The sequence below is a fragment of the Frankia sp. Allo2 genome (assembly GCF_000733325.1).
Taxonomy (GTDB): Bacteria; Actinomycetota; Actinomycetes; order Frankiales; family Frankiaceae; genus Frankia; species Frankia casuarinae.
In genome coordinates, this window is sequence record NZ_JPHT01000023.1 from 33542 (window position 1) to 53296 (window position 19755).

Below are 19755 nucleotides of genomic sequence, written 5' to 3' on the forward strand. Positions count from 1 at the left end.
CCTCGGCACAACCGCCAGCGGGTCGTCCACGCCCGGAACGGCGAACAGATACTCCGGCCGGTCCGGCGTCCGGACCGCAGGCTCCGACACCCCACTCGGGTGCGTCAGCCGCACGTTCGGGCCGCCGCACCCGGCCGGGTGCGTCAGCCGGGCAGCATCCCGGCGACGCGGCCCGCGGTGTCGTTCCCCGCCGCGGCGTCCCGGGCCAGCGCGCTCAGCCGGGACATGGCCCGCTGGTACTTCTTGCGATGCGGCCCGGCGAGCAGCTCCGCTCCGAACAGCTCCCCGAAGGGCACGCCGGAGGCCACGACCGGGATCGACCGGTCGTAGAGCCGGTCGGCGAGGACCACCACCCGCAACGCCACCGCCTGATCCTCGACCGGCACGACCCGGTGCAGGCAGACCAGGGTGACCCCGGCCACGAGCGCGCCGTACCGGGAGGGGTGCAGCCCGGCGAGGTGCTCGCACAGCGCGGCGAATCCGTCCTCGGTCGCCCCCTCCACGGCAGCCGCCCGCGCGCCGACCTCGTCGTCGGTACACGGCGGGGGCGCGGCCGGAAGACCCCGGTGCCGATAGTCCTCCCCGTCCACCCGGAGGATGTCGAAGCTGGCCGCCAGACCCTGGATCTCACGGCGGAAGTCGGCGGCGGCGAACCGACCGGCACCGAGGTCCTCCGGCTGGGTGTTGCTCGTCGCGGCCAGGTGGACACCGGCCTCGACGAGCCGAGTCAGCAGGCTGGACACCAGCACCGTGTCGCCGGGATCGTCGAGCTCGAACTCGTCGATCGCGACCAGGCGCAGGCCCGCGAGGGCCCGCGCGGTCGCGGCGAATCCCAACGCGCCGACCAGGGAGGTCAGTTCTACGAACGTGCCATACGCCTTCGGACCGGGCACGGCGTGCCACAGCGAGGCGAGCAGGTGGGTCTTACCGACGCCGAAGCCGCCGTCGAGGTACACCCCCGGCCGCATTCCGGACGGACCGGCGCTTCCGGAACGGCGCGGGCCCGATCCGAACGGACCCGACACCCCCGTCCCCCGGGTCAGGAGCCCGCACAGGCCGCCCTTCCCAGAATGGCCCGCATACCTGGAACGGCTGGAACGGCTGGAACGATCTGAACGGCTGGACCGCCCGGACGAGGCGGTCAACCGGTCGGCGAACGCGGACAGCGCCATGACCGCGGCGGCCTGGCTCGGCTCGGCCGGATCGGGCAGGTAGCCGGCGAACCGGACCGCGTCGAACCGGGGCGGCGGGACGAGCGCCGCGACCAGGTCCCCGGGCGGCACAATCGGCCGGCGATCGACGAGACGCTGCGCCACCCGCCCAGCGTACGGAGACGCCCGTACCCGCCGTCCCGGCCCGCGGTATCGCGGCCGACGTCACAACGACCGCGATACCACAACGGTTGATCGGCCCCGGGCCGGCCATGGGCTCGCCGCCGACCTGGGTTCGCCGCCGATCGGATGACCAGCACCGTCGCCCGTTACAGTCGGCCCGGTGCGACGTATCTTCCCGGTTCCACCCCCGTTCGCCGGTTCCGCGGGGGCCGCCGGGGCGGTGGCCCCCGGAAAGGCCGCGGCGACCACAGACGCCGCAGCGACCACAGACTCCACGGCCGCGGCGGGCGCCGGGCTCGCGAGGAAGGCCATCGAGGACATCGAGGCCGTCGAGGACATCGAGGACATCGAGGACATCGATCTCGACGAGGTGTACGCCTACCCCCCGTCCGCCGCGCATACCCCCTACATCCGGGCAAACTTCGTGGCCTCGGTCGATGGGGCCGCCGAGGTGGGCGGCCGCTCGGGCCCCCTGGGCGGGGAAGCCGACCTGCGGGTCTTCCGGTTGCTGCGCTGGCTCAGCGACGTGGTGCTGGTCGGTGCCGGCACTGCCCGGACGGAGAACTACGGGCCGGTGGTCATCCCGCCCGAACGGAGGGAGCGGCGCGTCGCCGCGGGGCTCGCGGCGGTGCCCCCGATCGCGGTCGTGACCGCGACGGCGGGCTTCGACCCGGGTGCCCGGCTGTTCCGCGGGGAGATCCGACCGGTGCTACTGACCTGCGAGACCGCGCCCCTCGATCGGCGCCGGCGGCTGGCGGCGGTCGCCGACATCGCGATCTGCGGCGGCAGCGCCGTTGAACCCGACCTCGCCGTCCGGGCCCTGGCGGAACGGGGAATGACCCGCATCCTCACCGAGGGCGGTCCGCTGCTGCACTCCCAGCTCGCCGCGGCGGGTCTCCTCGACGAGCTGTGCCTGACGATCGCCCCGGTACTGGCCGGACCGGGCCGACTCGGGATCATGAAAGGCGAGCCGTGGCCGGCACCGGCCGCGCTCACCCTGACCCAGATCCTCGCCGAGGACGACGTCCTGTTCCTGCGTTACCGGCGCTGAACCGGCGTTACCGGCGCTGAACCGGCACCGGCGTCATCCACAGGCGGCCGAACCGGCACCGGCGTCATCCACAGTCGCGTCGCCGCGCGGGCGCGGGCGGGCGGGCCGCTGTTAGCGTCGCCACCGGTAAACCTGATCACGATCTGGGTGGTGTGCGCATGACGGTGCCCGAGGGACGTCGCGCGACGGTGGCCGTCGCCCTGACCCAAGCCCGGCGTGCCCGGCTGGACGTAGCCGCCGCGCTGGAGCGGATCTCGGCGGTCGGTGCCGAGGCCTGGGAGGGTCGTCAGGCCGAGGTCTGGCAACGCCGGATGCGGCGGCTCGCGGCGGAGGCGGCCATGGCCCTCGATCGGTGCGTGCAGGCCTGCGAGACAGCGTTGCAGGTCCGCGAGACAGCGTTCGCCCCGGCGGGCCCCGGCGGGCCGCGGAAGGTCGGCTGACGCGCATGCCCGGACCAAGCGACCGGGTGCTCGTCGACCCCGACCGGATGCGTGTGCTGGTGTCCAGCGTGGCCGAGGCCGGGGATCTGCTGCGCTCCTGGTCCCACTCCCTCGTCGCGGCGTTGACGGATGCCGGGTTGCCGCCCACCCCGGCGGAACGGCTCGGCGCGCTGGAGGACGAAGTCAAGGCCGAGGTCACCATGCTGCGGCGCCGGCTGCGTCTCGCCGAGGGTGTCGACGACGGGATCGGCATCACGATCAGGCCGACATCCGCCCCGCTTCGGCGGCCGGTGCACCGCGAGGCGCCGGGCATTCCTGGTACCTCCGAGGCGCCCCGCACCTCCGAGCAGGCCGTGGCCGCCGGACGGGCGTTGGCGCACTCGCTGCGGGGGGACGAGCCGGACCGGCACGGATCAGGCCGGCACGGAACGGGCCGGGGCGGAACGGGCGGAAACGCCTCAGGCATGGTCACCCCGCGTGACGCGCTGACCGTGCTGCGGTCCCGGATGAACGATCCGGACTTCGTCCTGGGCTTTCACGACGCGCTGGGACCCGACGGGCTCGCGCGGCTGCTCTACCGGGTGGAGGGACTGTCGCGGGGGCCGATGGTCCACCGTCCACCCGAACCGCTCGGCTTCGACCGGCGGGAGGCCGAACGGATCCTCGGCGCCACCCTGGCCTCCTACAGCCACCGGCGAACTCTCGACGCCGCCTGGCTCGGTCGGTTCAACACCGCCGGGAGGACCGACACGGCCGAGACGGTCCTACTGACCCCCCTGCTCGCCTCGGCCCGCCTCGACAGTGCGCTGCTAGACCGGCTGGGCCGGATGGCCTTCGGACCGGGTGACCGACCGGGTAACGGACCAGGTGACGCCGCGGTCGCCCCGTCGGCGCCGCACGACGTCGGCCTGCTCGCCCCCGCCGCGGCCGGGCCCACGAGCCGGGGCCGACCGACCGTCACCGACTACCAGGGGGTGCTGCTGGACGCCATCGCCGCGACCCCGGCGCTGGCCGCCCGGTTCGCGGCGGACCACATCGACACCATCCTGCGCGGCGCGGCCGTGCTCGCCCTTCCGCTGCCGGTGGATCTCGCGACGGCCCGATCCCTGGAAGATGCCTGGATCCGGCTGGTGGCCGCGGCGGGAAGCCAGGAGAGCCGCCGTGCCGATCCGCGGGCCTCGGCCTCGTTCGTCTCCCGGCTGGCCGGGGCCGTCCAGGCGACCGGTGACCGGCCATTGCTCCTCCGGCTGCGGGCGGCCCTCGTCCCGGCGCTACGGACCTATCGGGACGAGCTCTACGACGCCGTCACCGCCGTGGTCCCCGGTCCCACGGTGGACCCGCAGGCCGGGGCCGCGGCGGCGCAGTCCGCCCTGGTCGAGCTGATCCCGCTCGAGGCGTGGGAGTCGCTGTTGCGGGAGTGCCTGCGCGGCGGGGCGCTGGCCGGTCTGCTCGCCCAGGATGTCACGACCTACGGTCTTCGTCTCGACGACCAGGTGGCCGCCTCGGTCCAGGGCTGGAAAACGGCCCCCGGCGGGTATTCGTCGAGCCCCCTGGCATTGGGCTACCTGCGGGTCGAACGCGCGCAGGCGTTCTTCGCCGGCGCCCTCGCCGATGCGACCGAGGCGGTGCTGCGCGAGCATGCCGACGCGGTCGGCGCCCACCGCCGGCAGCAGGCGGTGCTGCTCGACGTGCTCGGGGAGGTGGGCAAGTCCATCGATCCGACGAACCCACCGGGCACCTTCGTCCATCTGGGCGTCGGGGTCACCGTGGAGATGATCGAGGCCTGGATCCGGGCCCGTTACAGCGACCTGCCGACCACCCGCCCCGCCCAGGTCGTCGCGGACCTGCGAGACGCCTCCCGGGTCCTGCCCGGCTGGGCGGCGGCCTACGAGACCAGCGCCCGCCGGCTCTGGGCCCGCCGGGATCGTGACCCGCTCCGGCCGATCGCGGTGGCCCCCGCCGGCGGGCCGTGCCGCGTCTACACCGGCGATCCGAGGGCCGACGGGTTCATCACCTCGCCGGCGGAGAACTTCCTCGACGCCTCGGGGAATCCGCGTCCGTCCGCGCGGATGACGCCGACCCAGCGGCGTGCCTATGCCGCCTGGCTCGCGAGCCCGGCGATGGTCGCGAACAACGACCGCATCTCGTTCCTCGACGGCCGGGCCGGCAGCCGGGGATCCTCCCTGCCACCGGACTGGGGGCGGCGGCCGGGCTGACCCGGCCCCCGGCTCTCCCCGTCGCCACCGGCTAGATGATCATCCCGGCGCCGAGAGTGGTCCCGGTCGACTCGTCGATGAGCAGCACGCTGCCGGTGTTCCGGTTGCGGCGGTACAGGTCGTAGCACAGCGGGGACGTCGTCCGCAGGGCGATCCGGCCGATGTCGTTCAGACCCAGCGTCTCGACGGTCTCGTCGCGGTGCAGGGTGTCGATGTCGACGCGGTAGCAGATGTCGGTGACCATCGCCCGTACCGAACGGGTGGTGTGCTTGATCCCGATCCGGGCCCGGCGGCGCAGCGGGGCGTCGACCATCCAGGAGACCATCAGGTTGAGTTCCTGGCCGACGGTCGGCTGGTTCATCGGCCGGGCGATCATGTCGCCCCGGGAGACGTCCAGATCGTCCTCGAGCCGGATGGTCACCGACATCGGCGGGAAGGCCTCGTCAACCGGGCCGTCGAACGTGTCGATGCCGACGATCCGCGTGGTCAGCCCGGAGGGCAGGACGACGACCTCGTCGCCGGGCTTGAGCACCCCGCCGGCGACCTGACCGGCGTACCCGCGGTAGTCGTGCAGGTCGTCGTTCCGCGGCCGGACCACCCACTGCACCGGGAAGCGCACATCGATGAGGTTGCGGTCGGAGGCGATGTGGAGCTCCTCCAGGTGGTGCAGCAGCGAGCTGCCCCCGTACCAGGGAGTGCTCGGCGACCGGGAGACCACGTTGTCCCCGCCCAGCGCGGAGATCGGGATCGTCGTGACGTCGACGATCTCCAGTTTCGCCGCGAAGTGCCGGAACTCCTCCTTGATCTTCTCGAAGACGTCCCGATCGAAGTCGACGAGGTCCATCTTGTTCACACAGAGCACCAGATGGGGCACGCGCAGCAAGGACGTCAGGAAGGCGTGCCGGCGGGTCTGCTCGACGACCCCCTTGCGCGCGTCGACGAGCAGCAGCGCGAGGTCGGCGGTGGACGCGCCGGTGACCATGTTGCGGGTGTACTGCACGTGCCCGGGGGTGTCAGCGAGGATGAACGACCGCCGGGGCGTGGCGAAGTAACGGTACGCGACGTCGATCGTGATGCCCTGCTCCCGCTCGGCCCGCAGACCATCGGTGAGCAGCGCGAGGTCGACGTAGCCGTCGCCGCGCTCCCGACTGGTCCGCTCGACCGCGGCGAGCTGGTCGGAGAACAGCGACTTCGTGTCGTAGAGGAGCCGCCCGATCAGGGTCGACTTCCCGTCGTCGACGGACCCCGCCGTCGCGACCCGCAGCAACTNGGCCATCAGAAGTACCCCTCCCGCTTACGGTCCTCCATCGCCGCCTCGCTGACCCGGTCGTCAGCCCGGGTCGCGCCGCGTTCGGTGAGCCGGGTGGTGGCCACCTCGGCGATGACCTCCTCGACGGTCGCCGCGGTTGACTCGACCGCTCCGGTGCAGGTGATGTCGCCCACCGTGCGATAGCGCACCTGCCGGGGCGCCGCCGTCTCACCGGCCAGGGGGCGGGTCAGCGGCGTGACCGCCAGCAGCATGCCGTCACGCTCGAACACGTCCCGGCGATGCGCGTAGTAGATGGAGGGGATCTCCAGCCGTTCCTGGGCGATGTACCGCCAGATGTCGAGCTCGGTCCAGTTCGACAGCGGGAACACCCGGATGTGCTCACCGGGGCGGTGCCGGCCGTTGTAGAGCGACCACAGCTCGGGGCGCTGGTTCTTGGGGTCCCACTGGCCGAACTCGTCCCGGAAGGAGTAAACTCGCTCTTTGGCCCGCGCCTTCTCCTCGTCCCGGCGCGCGCCGCCGAACACCGCGTCGAACTTGTTGTCGGCGATGGCGTCGAGCAGCACCGGTGTCTGTAGCTGGTTACGCGAGGCTCCCGGACGGGTGTCTTCGGTGAGCACGCCCTCGTCAATGGCGGCCTGGACGGAACCGACCACCNGGNGGGNGGCGAGCNCCGCCGCCCGCCTGTCCCGAAACTCGAGGACCTCGTCGAAGTTGTGCCCGGTGTCGATGTGCAGCAGGGGGAACGGCAGCTTCGCGGGCCAGAAGGCCTTCTGCGCGACCCGGAGCATGACGATCGAGTCCTTCCCGCCGCTGAACAGCAGGGCGGGACGCTCGAACTCCGCGGCCACCTCGCGGAAGATGTGGACGGCCTCGGCCTCAAGCATCTGCAGCTGGGTGAGCTCGTAACCCATCACCGGCACGCGAAACCCCCCGTCGAGGCGATGTGTCCCACCAAAGTAGCGGACACGGCGGCCCTGCCGGCGGTTTCGGCGGCATTACGCCCCTCACGGTGGACCCACATCCACGACCGACGCCATCCAGAACAACCATGGATCGACAATCGCCACCCTCCGCGGCCGCTCCGAGCGCACTCCGCAGGCACGCGCCTCAACCGCCGGAGCCCCCCGCGGCGCCGATCGCCCGGAGAACCTCCGATGCCCAGCTCGCAGCACAGATGACCAGGTCGGGCAACAGCGGGTCGGGCTGGTTGTACCGCAGCGGCGAGCCGTCCAGCCGGCTGGTGTGCAGCCCCGCCGACCGCGCGACCGCCACCGGGGCGGCGGAGTCCCACTCGTACTGGCCGCCGGCGTGCAGGTAGATCTCGGCTTCCCCGCGGATGACGGCGCCGGCCTTCGCACCGGCCGAACCCATCGGGACGATGGTGGCGCCCAGTGCCTCCGCGACCTCCGTGACCAGCTGTGGGGCCCGGGTCCGGCTGACCACGATCCGTGGCGGACGCGCCCCGGCCAGCTGCGGCGGCAGCCCGCCCGCGCTGGACAGCGTCAACCCGAGCGCCGGCAGCGCCACCGCGCCCGAGACGAGCTCGCCGGCCTGCCAGAGCGCGACATGCACCGCCCAGTCCGACCTGCCGGGTTCGGCGAACTCGCGGGTGCCGTCCAGGGGGTCGACGATCCAGACCCGCTCCGCGGACAGCCGCGCGACGTCGTCAACGCCCTCCTCGGACAGCACAGCGTCCCGCGGGCGGTGCCGCGCCAACGCCCGGGTCAGGAGCTGATGCGAACGCGCGTCCCCGGCGTCACGCAGGGTCGCGGGTTCGGCGAACCCGACCTCCTCCCTGATCCGCAACAGCAGTTTGCCGGCGTCCGTGGCCAACCGTCGGGCCAGGACGTCGTCATCGAGTTCGTCGGTCGCGATGTCGACCGGCACGGTGGACGGCGGGCGGGTGTCATCGGTGTTCATTGGGATGGAGTCTGTCACCAGCTACCGTCGCAAGTGTGAGTACCACCTCCCATCCCGCCCCCGATCCTGATCACCGCCCCAGGTCCGGTGCCAACGGTGCCGCCGGTGTGACCGGCGGATCTGGCAAGTCCGGCGGGTCCGGACCAACCCCCGTCCTGGCGACGCCGGCCCGGGGCGCGGAGCTGACGGCCGCGTCGGTCGCCTGGCCGTCGCTGACCCTGCGCCCGACCCAGCTCGCCGAGCTGGAACTGCTGCTGCTCGGTGCCTTCGGGTCGGAACCCGGTTATCCCGAGGACCCCGAGATCAACGGCGTGCCGGTGCCGACCCTCGTCGTCGGCGCGGCCGAGGCCGAGGCACTGACACCGAGTTCCACGGCGGCCCTGCGGGACACCGAGGGAGTGATGATCGCGGCGCTGCACCTCCGAACGACCATTCCCCTGCCGGACCAGCCGGGGGGGCCGGACGGACCCCGGGTCCGGCTAGTCGGCACGGTCGAGGGCATCCGGCTGCCCCACCACCCCGATCATCCCGGCCTGCGGCTCACCCCGGCCCAGGTCCGGGCCGAGCTGCTCGCCCGAGGCTGGATCAGCCTCGAGGCGGGTTCCGGCGCGTGCTGGGCGGTGTGGGCGGACGGCCTGCTCCACACGGCGGACGTGGGCCGGATCCGGGCGCTGACCCGGCAGGGCAAACGGTGTGTCGTCCTCGCCCCGGTGGGTGGCGCCGATCCCGCGGACGCCGAGCATCACCTGCGGGTCCGTTGCCTGCTCGCCGCTCTCAAGGCGGTTGACGCCCCGTTGCGGGCCGCCGAGGCGACGCTCTCCTCGGAGGCGCTCGCCGCCGACGCGATCAGCCCGCCGGGTGTTGCCGGCCGGCGGTCGGAACCGCCGCCAGACCCCTACCGGCGGCCGAAAGCCGGCGAGGCAGGAACGCCGGAGCACCGCAGCCTGCTGGTCCTCGTTCCGGTCATCCCGTCGGAGGCGCTGGCCACCCCCCGCGAACCGGGCATGAGCGCGACGGTCCTGAAAACATCCGCGAAACCGAGCGACGCGGCGGCAGGGGTACCGGGCCCGGCCACGGCCGTGACGCCCGCCCCCCCAGCGCCGACGGACCTGGCGGACATCGCGTGGGCGGCGGCGGGCGCGGCCTGGACAGGCGTGGAGACGGCGGCGAGCTCCGCCGACGAACTGGCGAAACTCGCCGCCCAGCGGGCGCATCTGGCCAGCTTCTACGGCCTGACCGGCAGCCTCATCGGGCCGGCGATCGGGGCACCCGGGCGGATGGAGCTGGCCTCGCTGCTCGACGCTGGCAACCCGATACCGGCCGAACTGACCCCGCCGACGGTGGCCGCGGAGCTCTCCCGCGCCATCCCACCACGTTCGAAGCGGGGCCTGACCGTGTTTCTCACCGGGCTGTCCGGCTCCGGGAAGTCGACGCTGGCCGGCCTGCTCGTCTGTCGACTGCTGGAATACGGCGGACGCCGGCTCACTTTGCTCGACGGGGACGTCGTGCGGACCCACCTGTCCCAGGGACTGGGATTCTCCCGCGCCGACCGCGATATCAACGTCCGACGGATCGGCTTCGTCGCGGCCCAGGTCGCGGGAGCCGGAGGCACCGCGGTGTGCGCGCCGATCGCGCCGTACGCCGACGTGCGCGCCCAGGTCCGGGGGATGGTCCGGGCCGCAGGCGGCGGATTCGTGCTGGTACACGTGTCCACACCGCTGGAGGTGTGCGAGGCGCGGGACCGGAAGGGGCTCTATGCCAAGGCGCGCGCAGGCGTCCTGCCCGCCTTCACCGGCGTGTCCGATCCGTACGAGACGCCGACCGACGCCGACGTCACGGTGAACACCGCGGAGCTCTCCGCCGAGGACGCCGTGGACCGGATCATCGACCACCTACGCCACGCCGGCTGGCTGACTAGCTGATCATGCGGGCCCCCTAATACGCCCCCTCGCGACGCAGCACGGCGAACACGGTGCGCCAGAGGATGACGAAGTCCATCGCCAGTGACCAGTTCTCGACGTAGCGCAGGTCGAGACGGACCGACTCGTCCCATTCGAGGTCCGACCGGCCGCTGATCTGCCACAGGCCGGTCAGCCCCGGCTTCACCATCAGCCGGCGGTGCACGTCGTCCTCGTAGCGGGCGACCTCCGACGGCAGCGGCGGACGCGGCCCCACCAGCGACATCGTGCCGNNCNNNACGTTGANCANCTGCGGCAGCTCGTCGAGCGACCACTTGCGCAGGAACTTCCCGACCTTGGTGATCCGCGGGTCGTCACGCATCTTGAACAGCAGCCCCTCGGCCCGCTCGTTGCGCGACTCCAGCTCCGCCTTGCGCGCCTCCGCGTCGACGTACATCGACCGGAACTTGTACATCGTGAAGTGCTCACCACCCCGCCCCACCCGGATCTGCTTGAACAACGCCGGGCCGCGGCTGGTCAGGCGCACCGCGAGCCCGAGACCGAGCAGCAGCGGGGAGAACAGCAGGATGATCGTTCCGGCCACGCACCGGTCGAAGACCATCTTCATCACCCGACGGGTACCGGTGAGCTCCGGCTCCTCGATGTGCAGCAGCGGCAGCCCGGCCACCGGACGAATCGAGATCCGCGGCCCGGTCACGTCGGTCAGCGCCGAGGAGACCAGCACGTCGACGTCGCTGCCCTCCAGCGTCCACAGCACCCGGCGCAACGTCTCGCCGTCCATCTGCGGACTGATGGCAACCGTGGTGGCGTACGTCGCCCGGATGGCCGTGTGCAGGGTTTCCGAGGTGCCGACGATCGGCACCCCGAGCAGGTCGAACCCACTGCGTTCCGGGGAGTCGTGACTGTGCCGGCCGGGCGAGCGGTCGAGCACGACACCGACGACCGCCCAACCCGACGTCGGATCCCGCTGGGCCAGCCGGACCAGGGTGGCAGCCGACTCCCCGGCCCCGACCACGAGCACCCGGTGCAGGCAGCGGCCCGCCCGGCGCATCCGGTGTAGGAGGCCGCGGCCGACGACCCGACCCACCATGGAGAACAGGGTCGCGGCCGGGAAGGCGATCAGCACGTAACTACGGGCGATCTCCGCCTTCGTCGCGTACGAGGCGATGGCCACCGCCGCGGTGAACCGGGCCGCCGTGTTGACCACCCGCCGGAACTCCTCCGACCCGCCACCGAGGAACCGGCTCTCGTAGGCCCGGTTCAGGGACATCGCCAGCACCCAGGCGAGCGGCAGCAGAACCGTCATGAGGATGTACGGCTTGGAGGACACCGGCTGGGTGCCGAAGTCGACCAGGTCGCCGAATCGCACGAAATACGCGAGCCCCGCTGCCACCACGCAGGCGGCCGCGTCGAACAGGACAAGCAGCCGGACGTAACGCCGTTCCCAGGTCACCTGAGCGCGGTAGCCGCCCGTCTCGACGGCGGCCGGGCTCACCCTCCCCGCGCTGTGCCGCCCGCCGGGCCCGGTGGCCGTGCGGCTCGGCGGTGCGCCGGCGGGCCGGCCGGCCGTTCCCGCCGGCGCGTCCGGCGGGAACGGCATCCCCTGCCCGCCGCGGGTGCGCGGAACGAAGTTCGACCCAGCGGTCGCGCGCGTGCCGCCGGACACCGTCTCCGTCACTCGTGGTCCCCCCCAGCACCGCGACGGTGCGCGTTGACGACACCGACCGGACCCGGCCGAATGGACTGGCCCAGTGGCGCCGGCACGTGCCCGAGCCCGAACGAGGATCCGAGCGGGCCCGGAGGTGTCATCGTCCTCCCCGTTCGGCGGCCCGCGGCACCCCTCGCTCAGACAGCCACGAATTCATCCCTCGGTGGTACATCGACCGGACCTCCAGCGATCTTCCCCCCGCCACTGACTGTGGGCCATCCCGAACGACGAGCCGAACGCACGCATCATCCAGGTCCCGCTGGAGTGTGTCGGCACACACCGGAGCGAACTGGAGTACCGGACGCCGACACGGGTGGCGCTCCGTGGTCACGGGGGCAACGTTACCGGCTGCGCCAAGACGATTTACCAGCGGCCCGGCCAGGCGATGGCGGCGTGGCGCCCCGACCGCCGACCGTGGCGATGGCGTGATCCGTGCGTTTATGGCGACTCACAGTAACAGAGATGCGGTCGTCGGGCAGCGACCGCCATGACGAACCTTCCGAGTCGACGAACCTTCCAAGTCCGCCCACCGATGCGGACATGACGGACACCATCGACCCACGGACGCCTGACGCATACACTGCGCACACAAACAGCGGTGATAATGCTACTCTGCGTTATGGATCGCGGGTCTCGACTCGGGATCCGTCGGCTGCCCGCCCCCGCGGGCGCCGGGGGGTGGGGCTGTGCGATCCGGCGCGCCCCGTGCGACGTCGCCGACGTGATATCGCCGGGGTGATGTCCCCGGGATTGATGTCACCTGGAGTGATGCCGCCCGGGTGAGGCCGGTGAGCACAGTCACGGGACGGTCGGCGCCTGCCGGACGGGTGGGGGCGCCCAGGCAGGCGCCGGCTGCCGTCCCGGTCCTCCGCCGGTCTACCCGGCAGCCAGCCGCCTCAGGGCAGGGCGGTGACGACGTCCGCCAGCGGCTTGCGGGCACCGGTGTAGAACGGCGTCTCCAGCCTGGTGTGCCGTCGCGCCGCGCTGGCCCGAAGGTGCCGGATGCAGTCGACGATCCGGTGCAGCTCATCCGCCTCGAAGGCGAGCAGCCACTCGTAGTCGCCCAGTCCGAACGAAGCCACCGTGTTGGCCCGGACGTCCTCGTACTCCCGGCCCATGATCCCGTGCTCGGCTAGCATCCCGCGCCGTTCATAGTCCGGCAGCAGGTACCACTCCAGCGAGCGGTTGAACGGGTAGACGCAGAGATAACCGCGGGGGTCCTCCCGCCGGACGAAGGCGGGGATGTGGTTCTGGTTGAACTCCGCCGGCCGGTGCAGGCCGACCGCCGACCACACCGGACGCAGGTGCCCGCCCAGGGCCGTCCGCCGGAACCGCTGGTAGGTCTCCTGCAGCAGGTCCGGGTCCGGGCTCGTCCACCAGACCATCAGGTCCGCATCGGCCCGGTAGCCCGAGATCTCGTAGACACCGCGGGTGTAGACGTCCTTGGCCAGCGCCCCGTCGAGCAGGGCGGTCGCCTCGTCGATCAGCGGGGTCCGCTCGGCGGGTAGCGGACGGTCGGCCGCGAAGACCGACCATCCCGTGTAGAGCAGCTCCGCGTTGAGTTCGCGGGCCGATTTCGTAGACTCCGACATTCCCAGCCTCCTTCACCGGCGGCCGGACGCGGTCCGGGCCGGTGCACGTGATCAGATTCCCGGGCCCACCGGATCGGCCGGACTGCCCTGCGCCGTCCGGGTAGCCCTCAGCACCGCGTGCGCGGCGGTCTCCCCCGACCGGATGCAGGCCGGGATGCCTACACCGTCGTATCCCGCGCCGGCGAGGGCGATCCCCGCTGGAAGCCCCCGGCGCACCGCGGCGATCCGGTTGAGATGACCCGGCAGGTACTGCGGGAGCGCCCCGCCCCAGCGACTCACCCGGGTCGCTACCGGCCGACCGGACAGGCCGGTGATCTGCGCGATCTCCGCCGCCGCCACCCCGGCGAGCTCCACATCCCCGCGCTGCAGGTCCTGTTCGGCACCGGCGCGGCCGATGCTCGCCCGCACCACCGTGAGCCGGTCGGAGCCCAGGTGCGGCCACTTGGCGGACAGGAAGGTGGCCGCCTTCACCGCGGTGCCCGCCCGGGCGGGCACGAGGAATCCGCTGCCGGGTGGCGGCGCGGCGTCCCGGTAGACCAGCGTCACCAGGCCGACCGAGGCGTAGGGCACGCCGGCAAGCGGGGCGGAGGCATGCGGGGCCAGCGGCGCCAGCAGGGCGCGGGCCACCCCGGCAGGCACCGCGAGGATCACGGCGTCGGCCTGGAACGGCCCGAGGGCGTCCGCGCCGCCCACCCGGTCACAGTTGACCTGCCAGCCGCCCGCGGTCTTCGCGATCGAGCGGACGAGCACCCCGGTGCGCACGGTGGCGCCGGACTGCGCCGCCACTCGCGCCGCGAAGGAGCCCAGCCCCCCCCGAAGCGTGGCGAACAGCGGCGCCGTCGAGGTCGTCGTCGCGGGTCCGGTACGGGCCCGCACCCGGTGCGCGCCGAGGAGCAGCGAGCGGTCCTCGGCGAAGATGGGGACGAGCTGGGGCACGGTCGCCCGCAGCGACAGCGCGTCGGCCCGGCCCGCATACACCCCCCCGAGCAGCGGATCCACCAGCAGGTCGACGACTTCGCGCCCGACCCGCGTGCCGACGTAGCGACCGACGGTCGGATCGTCGGCGAAACGCGTCCGCGGCAGCACCAGGTCGGCGGCGGCCCGCACCAGCCCCCACGGGGACAGCACCCGCGAGCGGAGCAGGCCGAGGACGTCGGTCGGCACTCCGAGCAGGGTGTTCGGGGGGATGGGATGCAGCCGGCCGCGGATCCACAGTGAGGCTGACGTCGTGGCCGGATGCACGATCTCGTGCCCGAGCCCGATCTGCCGGGCCAGGCGGAGTCCGTCGGGAACCCGGGCGAGGAAGGACTCCGCGCCCTCTTCGACGTCCAGACCCTCGATCGGGGTGGTACGCAGCTTGCCACCGACCCGGTCCGCCGCATCGAGGACGGTCACTTCGGCGTGCCCGGCCAAGGCGCGGGCGGCCGAGAGCCCGGCGATACCCCCACCGACGATCACAACCCGCACGTTCCTGCCGCCCTTCACGTTGAGTGGTGCCGCCCGCCAGCTTTCACCATCGGGCCGGTGCCAGTGAACCGGCCCGATGAAGGCGGATCATCCGCCGTGGATCATCCGCCGTGGACAAGGTCGGCGACGTGCGCGAGCACGCCCGGATCGGTCTGCGGCAGCACCCCGTGGCCGAGGTTGAACACGTGCCCCTCTGCCTCGGCCCCGCGGGCGCAGACGTCGCGCACCTTGGCGGCGAGCACCGGTTCGGGGGCGAAGACCGCGGTCGGGTCGAGGTTTCCCTGCACGGCATGACCGGGCCCGATCCGCCGGGCGGCCTCGTCGAGAGGGACCCGCCAGTCGACGCCGACGACGTCCGCACCCGCCTGGCCCATCGCGGCGAGCAGCTCACCGGTGTTCACACCGAAGTGGATGCGCGGCACCTCACCGGCGAAGGCCGCCAGCACCCGAGCGCTGTGCGGCGCGACGTAGCGACGGTAGTCCGCCTCGTCCAGCGCCCCGGCCCAGGAGTCGAACAGCTGCAGCGCGTCAACACCGGCATCCACCTGGACGCGCAGGAAGGCGGTGGTGATGTCGGCGAGCCGGGCCAGCAGGGCGTGCCAGAGCTTCGGTTCGCTGTACATCAACGCCTTGGTGCGGGCGTGGTCGCGACTCGGTCCGCCCTCGATGAGGTAGCTCGCGAGGGTGAACGGCGCCCCGGCGAACCCGATCAGCGGGGTTGAACCCAGCTCGGCCAGCAGGAACCGGACCGCGTCGGCCACGTAGGGAACGTCGTCCGGCTCCAGTGCACGCAACGCGGCGAGCCCGACGGCGTCCCGCACGGGCTCGGCCACCACCGGTCCGATCCCGGCGACGATGTCGATGTCGAGGCCGATCGCGACCAGGGGCACCACGATGTCGGAGAAGAAGATCGCCGCGTCCGGCCGGAACCGGCGTACCGGCTGGAGCGTGATCTCCGTGATCATCTCGGCGTCCCGGCAGGAGTCGAGCATGGCGACTCCCGCGCGCAGGGCCCGGTACTCGGGCAGGACCCGCCCGGCCTGACGCATGAACCACACCGGCGTGGTCCCGGGGTGCTCCCGTCGACAGGCACGCAGGAAGGGCGCGGTGTCGGCCAGGCCGGGCCGCCGGGCGAGCGCTGCACCGCTCGGCGGGGGCGAGACGCCACCCGGCCCGGATCCGGGTCGCGCGTCAACGTGGAGGACAGGCATGGGTCGATCGTTGCACGCCTGTGGGAGGTGTGGGAGGACGGCCGTAGCGGGATGGGCCACCACACGGGCCTGACGGCTCCCAGCGGCGAGGACCGGGGAGTACGAACCGGAACGTTGCACATCCGCTATCTTCTACTCTGAGTAGAAGAACTTCCAGGTTCAGCCGGTGTCGGGCGCTCCCGCCCGTCGAGGCCGCGCTCGGCGGACGGGGACGAACGATCGAGCGGACGTGACGAATCCCGCGGTCGCCGTGGCACGGCCACGGCGCGTCCCGGGTCCCGGAGCGCCAAGGCGCCCGAACAGTGGAACACCTCAGTGTCATCTGCTACGCCGTCTGCTACTACACCGTCTGCTACGACGCCATCTGCTACGACGAGGAGTCACCGATGACCGGTCGTGCCCCGAGCGGCGCCTTCCAGCCCCTTGCCCTGGCCCGCGTCGTCTCGCTCGCCGAGGCGTCGTCCTTCCTTCTGCTGCTCGTCGCGACCGCGATCAAATACGGTGCCGGCTACCCGATCGGCGTGCGGATCCTCGGCCCGATCCACGGCGTGCTCTTCCTCACCTATTGCGCCCTCATCGGCTACCTCTCGATGGTCGGGCGCTGGCGCCGTAAGCGGACCGTACTCGCGCTGATCGCCGCGGTGCTGCCTGTCGCCCCGTTCTTCGTCGAGCGGCACTGGCTGCGCGGCGACGCCGTCCGGCTGGGCAACGCGGAGCCGGCACGCCCCACCTCGAAGCCGGCCGGCCAGGCGGGCTGAGCCTGGGGCCGGCCCGACCCCACCGGCCCACAGACCGGGCGATCCGCCCCGCACCGCCCCGAGACGGGCTCACGCGACACGCCGGAGAGAATGCACGGACATCCGCTCGTCCCGTGGCACCGTCAGTCCGGTCGGAATTGGGGTAGAGGGTGCGCGTCATCCCGCGTTCCTCTCCCTCCGGCCGTGGCGAATGGCGCGCGATCCGTGGTTATGCGCCCACCACGATCCAACGGGACGCATCACGGGCAGACGTGCGCGGGGAGTGGTGGTCGAGTGGAACAGGTCCGGATGAGCGCCGAGGATCACATCGTTCTCGTCTGCATCGCATGCCGCGACGAGCGCATCTTCGAGCAACCTCCGTGCTCCGACGGGCACGGTGACGACTGCCCGGAGTGGGCCTGCACCTCCTGTGGCACCGCGGTGCTGGTCGGGCCGGCCCCCGCGGAGCGGCCGACGACCCGGCCGAGGCCCGTGCGCGAGACCCCCGCAGTCCGAGATCTCCGCGGCCGCGATCGTGCCGCCGCGCGGATCCCGGCGTGAGCCTGCACAGTTCCGCCCCTCAGCCGGGGTACTCCGGACACCGGCTCACCGGTTCCCGCCCGCACGCAACGGGACCGAACCCGTACGCTCCGGCGTCTGGCCAGCATGATCACGACCGACGTCCTACCGTTGCCGTCATGGGGGTCGCGCAGTCATCCGAGGCGAGCCCTCCGATCTTCCTCGCGGTCACCGACGCCCTGCGCGCGGGGATCGCGCGGCTACGCCCGGAGGTGGCGGTGCACGAGGTGGCGGCACCCACCCGGGTCGCGCCGTTCTCCTTCGCTCTGGCCGGCGGGCTGACCGGGGACGAGGCCGACACCGCGGCCGGCCGGCTCATCCTGCTCATGGATCCCCAGGGACAGCCGGCCTGGCAGGGCACGGCCCGCATCGTCTGCTACGCCCGCGCGAGCATCGACCGGGAGATCGCCGGCGATCCCCTGCTCGCCGAGGTCGCCTGGTCGTGGCTGCGGGAATCATTGGAGGCGCACGGCGCGGGCGTGCGCGCCCTGGGCGGCACGGTCACACGGCCACCGCGTCACAACGCTTCGGTGTGCTCGCGGCCGACGGGGACAGTTTCGACGTGGAGCTGCGCTGCTCCTGGTCACCCGACTGGGCGGAGACCGCCCTCGCATCCGACCGCGGCCCCGCGGGGCCGGACACGCAGGGCCGGCTGCCTTGGAGCGCCTCGGCGACGGTCGCCCACCTGCTCGCGTTCGGGGACCTGCTCGCGGCCATGGCCGGGCTTCCCCCACAACTGTCCGGAGTCATCACGCTACCAACTCGCCGGAGTTGACCGCGTCACACCGGCCCGCCGGACGGACAGCACCGCACCACCCACCGCGCGCCGCGGCCGACCTTCCACCGCGCACACCTCCCATTACCACGTCGTTACAAAGCGTATAAATAACGCGATTCGCTGTAGGACACGGCTACCTCCGTCAGGATTCAGACGTACGATCACCGATCGTGACGTCGACGGTTCCTGAATCAACACAGCAGGTCAGCGGGGGTGTCAGCGCAGAGGTGGAGGTACAGCCCAGCACCGGTGCTCATGAGCCCATCCCGCTGCTCATCCCTGCGGACGGGGTACCCCCCGTCATCGTTGACACCGCGGAACTCGCCGCGGCGGCGGAACGCCTCGCGGCCGGCATCGGGCCGGTCGCGTTCGACGCCGAACGTGCGTCCGGTTACCGGTACAGCCAGCGGGCCTACCTCGTCCAGATCCGACGGCGGGGCACGGGCTCGCTGCTCCTCGATCCGATCGCGCTCGAGGATCTGAGCGTCATCCAGGACGCGGTGGGCGGGGTCGAATGGGTGCTGCACGCCGCCAGCCAGGACCTTCCGTGCCTGTCCGAGCTCGGTCTGCGGCCGAGTCTGCTGTTCGACACGGAGCTCGCCGGCCGGTTGCTGGGCTACGAACGGGTCGGGCTGGGGATAATGGTCGAACGGGTGCTGGGCTACGGGCTGGAGAAGGGCCATTCGGCCGCGGACTGGTCGACCCGCCCGCTTCCCGAGCCGTGGCTGCGCTACGCGGCACTCGACGTCGAGCTGCTGGTGGAGTTGCGCGACGCGCTCGAGGCGGAGCTGATCGAACAGAACAAGATCGAGTTTGCCCGGCAGGAGTTCGCCGCGATCGTCGCGGCCCCGCCACGCGAGCCACGGGCCGAGCCGTGGCGCCGGACGAGCGGGATCCACCGAGCCCGGTCCCGCCGCCAGCTGGCGGCGGTCCGGGCGATGTGGACCGCCCGGGACCGGCTAGCTCGTACCCGTGACGTCGCGCCGGGTCGCGTCCTCCCGGACAGCGCGATCATGGACGCCGTGCTGAACGCCCCCACCGACGCGGCCGCGCTGGTCCGGCTGCCCATCTTCTCCGGACCACGGATCCGCCGCACCGCGAACGTCTGGCTCGACGCCCTGCGTGGCGCCGCCGCACTGCCCGAGGAGGAGCTGCCCGCCCCGGCCGGACCGGGCGGCGACGGTCTGCCGCCGCCCAACCGCTGGGCCGAGCGCGACCCGGTGGCCGCGTCGCGGCTGGCCCGGGTGCGGGCCGCGCTGGCCGCCCTCGCCGCCGCCCACACGATGCCGGTGGAAAACCTCCTCGAGCCCGCGTTGTCCCGGCGGCTCGCCTGGTCCCCGCCGAATCCCCTGACGGACACGGCCGTCGCCGGGGCGCTGCGGACCGGCGGGGCACGCCCCTGGCAGATCAAGCTGACGGCCGCTCCCCTGCTCACCGTCCTCGCCGAGCCGCCGGCCGAACCGACGGAACCGGCCGAACCGGCCGAACCGGCAGCCGAGCCGGCGGGCTGACGACCGGATCCGCGGGTCGTGG

General features: G+C 72.5%; 16 protein-coding genes and 1 pseudogene. 9 read left to right on the forward strand and 8 right to left on the reverse strand.

Features of this window, described 5'->3' with window-relative positions; translation table 11 throughout:
- Positions 1-143: 143 nt before the first annotated feature.
- Entirely contained in the window at positions 144-1316 is a 1173-nt protein-coding gene (gene zapE / locus ALLO2_RS15395) for a cell division protein ZapE (RefSeq protein WP_011435789.1), read from the reverse strand.
- A 178-nt stretch (positions 1317-1494) separates the two neighbouring features.
- Here zapE and ALLO2_RS15400 point away from each other — a divergent pair, with 178 nt between their 5' ends.
- From ALLO2_RS15400 to ALLO2_RS15410, 3 genes are all read left to right on the forward strand, one after another.
- The gene (locus tag ALLO2_RS15400) at positions 1495-2385 is read left to right on the forward strand and encodes a pyrimidine reductase family protein (protein WP_023840935.1); all 891 of its coding nucleotides are present in this window, start codon (positions 1495-1497) and stop codon (positions 2383-2385) included.
- Between the two features lie 158 nt (positions 2386-2543).
- Positions 2544-2825 carry a hypothetical protein gene (locus tag ALLO2_RS15405; RefSeq protein ID WP_011435787.1) on the forward strand — a complete coding sequence of 94 codons (282 nt, stop codon included), beginning with the start codon at positions 2544-2546 and terminating at the stop codon, positions 2823-2825.
- 5 nt (positions 2826-2830) lie between these two features.
- A complete protein-coding gene (locus ALLO2_RS15410) occupies positions 2831-5041 on the forward strand; it encodes a hypothetical protein (RefSeq protein ID WP_023840934.1) in 2211 nt (736 codons plus the stop codon).
- Positions 5042-5072: 31 nt separating this feature from the next.
- Here ALLO2_RS15410 and ALLO2_RS15415 read toward each other — a convergent pair whose 3' ends face one another.
- The 3 genes from ALLO2_RS15415 to ALLO2_RS15425 all read right to left on the reverse strand — a co-directional run bounded on the left by ALLO2_RS15415 (position 5073) and on the right by ALLO2_RS15425 (position 8231).
- The gene (locus tag ALLO2_RS15415; RefSeq protein WP_035732899.1) at positions 5073-6317 is read right to left on the reverse strand and encodes a sulfate adenylyltransferase subunit 1; all 1245 of its coding nucleotides are present in this window, start codon (positions 6315-6317) and stop codon (positions 5073-5075) included.
- On the reverse strand, positions 6317-7222 hold the full coding sequence (cysD, locus tag ALLO2_RS15420) for a sulfate adenylyltransferase subunit CysD (RefSeq protein ID WP_035732944.1): 906 nt from the start codon (positions 7220-7222) through the stop codon (positions 6317-6319). The genes ALLO2_RS15415 and cysD overlap by 1 nt, the downstream gene beginning before the upstream one ends.
- Before the next feature lie 196 nt (positions 7223-7418).
- On the reverse strand, positions 7419-8231 hold the full coding sequence (locus ALLO2_RS15425; RefSeq protein WP_023840932.1) for a 3'(2'),5'-bisphosphate nucleotidase CysQ: 813 nt from the start codon (positions 8229-8231) through the stop codon (positions 7419-7421).
- 35 nt (positions 8232-8266) lie between these two features.
- On the opposite strand from ALLO2_RS15425, the gene cysC reads away from it, so the two are divergent.
- Positions 8267-10153, forward strand: a complete 1887-nt coding sequence (cysC, locus tag ALLO2_RS15430; protein ID WP_035732900.1) for an adenylyl-sulfate kinase — start codon at positions 8267-8269, stop codon at positions 10151-10153.
- A 13-nt stretch (positions 10154-10166) separates the two neighbouring features.
- Here the strand turns inward: cysC and ALLO2_RS15435 are convergent, their stop codons facing one another.
- The 4 genes from ALLO2_RS15435 to hemE all read right to left on the reverse strand — a co-directional run bounded on the left by ALLO2_RS15435 (position 10167) and on the right by hemE (position 16128).
- Entirely contained in the window at positions 10167-11828 is a 1662-nt protein-coding gene (locus tag ALLO2_RS15435) for a sugar transferase (protein WP_198031016.1), read from the reverse strand.
- Positions 11829-12754: 926 nt separating this feature from the next.
- Positions 12755-13450, reverse strand: a complete 696-nt coding sequence (gene hemQ / locus ALLO2_RS15440) for a hydrogen peroxide-dependent heme synthase (RefSeq protein ID WP_011435779.1) — start codon at positions 13448-13450, stop codon at positions 12755-12757.
- A gap of 51 nt (positions 13451-13501) precedes the next feature.
- Complete coding sequence (gene hemG / locus ALLO2_RS15445) at positions 13502-14917, reverse strand: protoporphyrinogen oxidase (protein ID WP_011435778.1); 1416 nt, start codon at positions 14915-14917, stop codon at positions 13502-13504.
- Positions 14918-15018: 101 nt separating this feature from the next.
- Entirely contained in the window at positions 15019-16128 is a 1110-nt protein-coding gene (hemE, locus tag ALLO2_RS15450; protein ID WP_011435777.1) for a uroporphyrinogen decarboxylase, read from the reverse strand.
- Between the two features lie 302 nt (positions 16129-16430).
- Between hemE and ALLO2_RS15455 the strand changes: the two genes are divergently transcribed.
- From ALLO2_RS15455 to ALLO2_RS15470, 5 genes and pseudogenes are all read left to right on the forward strand, one after another.
- Positions 16431-16886 carry a DUF3817 domain-containing protein gene (locus tag ALLO2_RS15455; protein WP_023841678.1) on the forward strand — a complete coding sequence of 152 codons (456 nt, stop codon included), beginning with the start codon at positions 16431-16433 and terminating at the stop codon, positions 16884-16886.
- A gap of 288 nt (positions 16887-17174) precedes the next feature.
- The gene (locus tag ALLO2_RS15460; protein WP_023841679.1) at positions 17175-17426 is read left to right on the forward strand and encodes a hypothetical protein; all 252 of its coding nucleotides are present in this window, start codon (positions 17175-17177) and stop codon (positions 17424-17426) included.
- A 137-nt stretch (positions 17427-17563) separates the two neighbouring features.
- A pseudogene (locus ALLO2_RS27820) lies at positions 17564-17887 on the forward strand (DUF3000 family protein); the annotation flags it as partial.
- Positions 17888-17976: 89 nt separating this feature from the next.
- The gene (locus tag ALLO2_RS27825) at positions 17977-18219 is read left to right on the forward strand and encodes a DUF3000 family protein (RefSeq protein WP_255361205.1); all 243 of its coding nucleotides are present in this window, start codon (positions 17977-17979) and stop codon (positions 18217-18219) included.
- Between the two features lie 173 nt (positions 18220-18392).
- Positions 18393-19733 (forward strand): HRDC domain-containing protein, encoded by a 1341-nt coding sequence (locus tag ALLO2_RS15470; RefSeq protein ID WP_049760860.1) that lies wholly within the window; start codon positions 18393-18395, stop codon positions 19731-19733.
- Positions 19734-19755: the final 22 nt, after the last annotated feature.

Excerpts from the sequence above, each read along its gene's own strand:
- ALLO2_RS15460 (WP_023841679.1), top strand. The coding sequence starts at position 17,175 with ATGAGCGCCGAGGATCACATCGTTCTCGTCTGCATCGCATGCCGCGAC.
- ALLO2_RS15425 (WP_023840932.1), bottom strand. The coding sequence starts at position 8,231 with ATGAACACCGATGACACCCGCCCGCCGTCCACCGTGCCGGTCGACATC.
- ALLO2_RS15410 (WP_023840934.1), top strand. The coding sequence starts at position 2,831 with ATGCCCGGACCAAGCGACCGGGTGCTCGTCGACCCCGACCGGATGCGT.
- hemQ (WP_011435779.1), bottom strand. The coding sequence starts at position 13,450 with ATGTCGGAGTCTACGAAATCGGCCCGCGAACTCAACGCGGAGCTGCTC.
- ALLO2_RS15405 (WP_011435787.1), top strand. The coding sequence starts at position 2,544 with ATGACGGTGCCCGAGGGACGTCGCGCGACGGTGGCCGTCGCCCTGACC.
- hemE (WP_011435777.1), bottom strand. The coding sequence starts at position 16,128 with ATGCCTGTCCTCCACGTTGACGCGCGACCCGGATCCGGGCCGGGTGGC.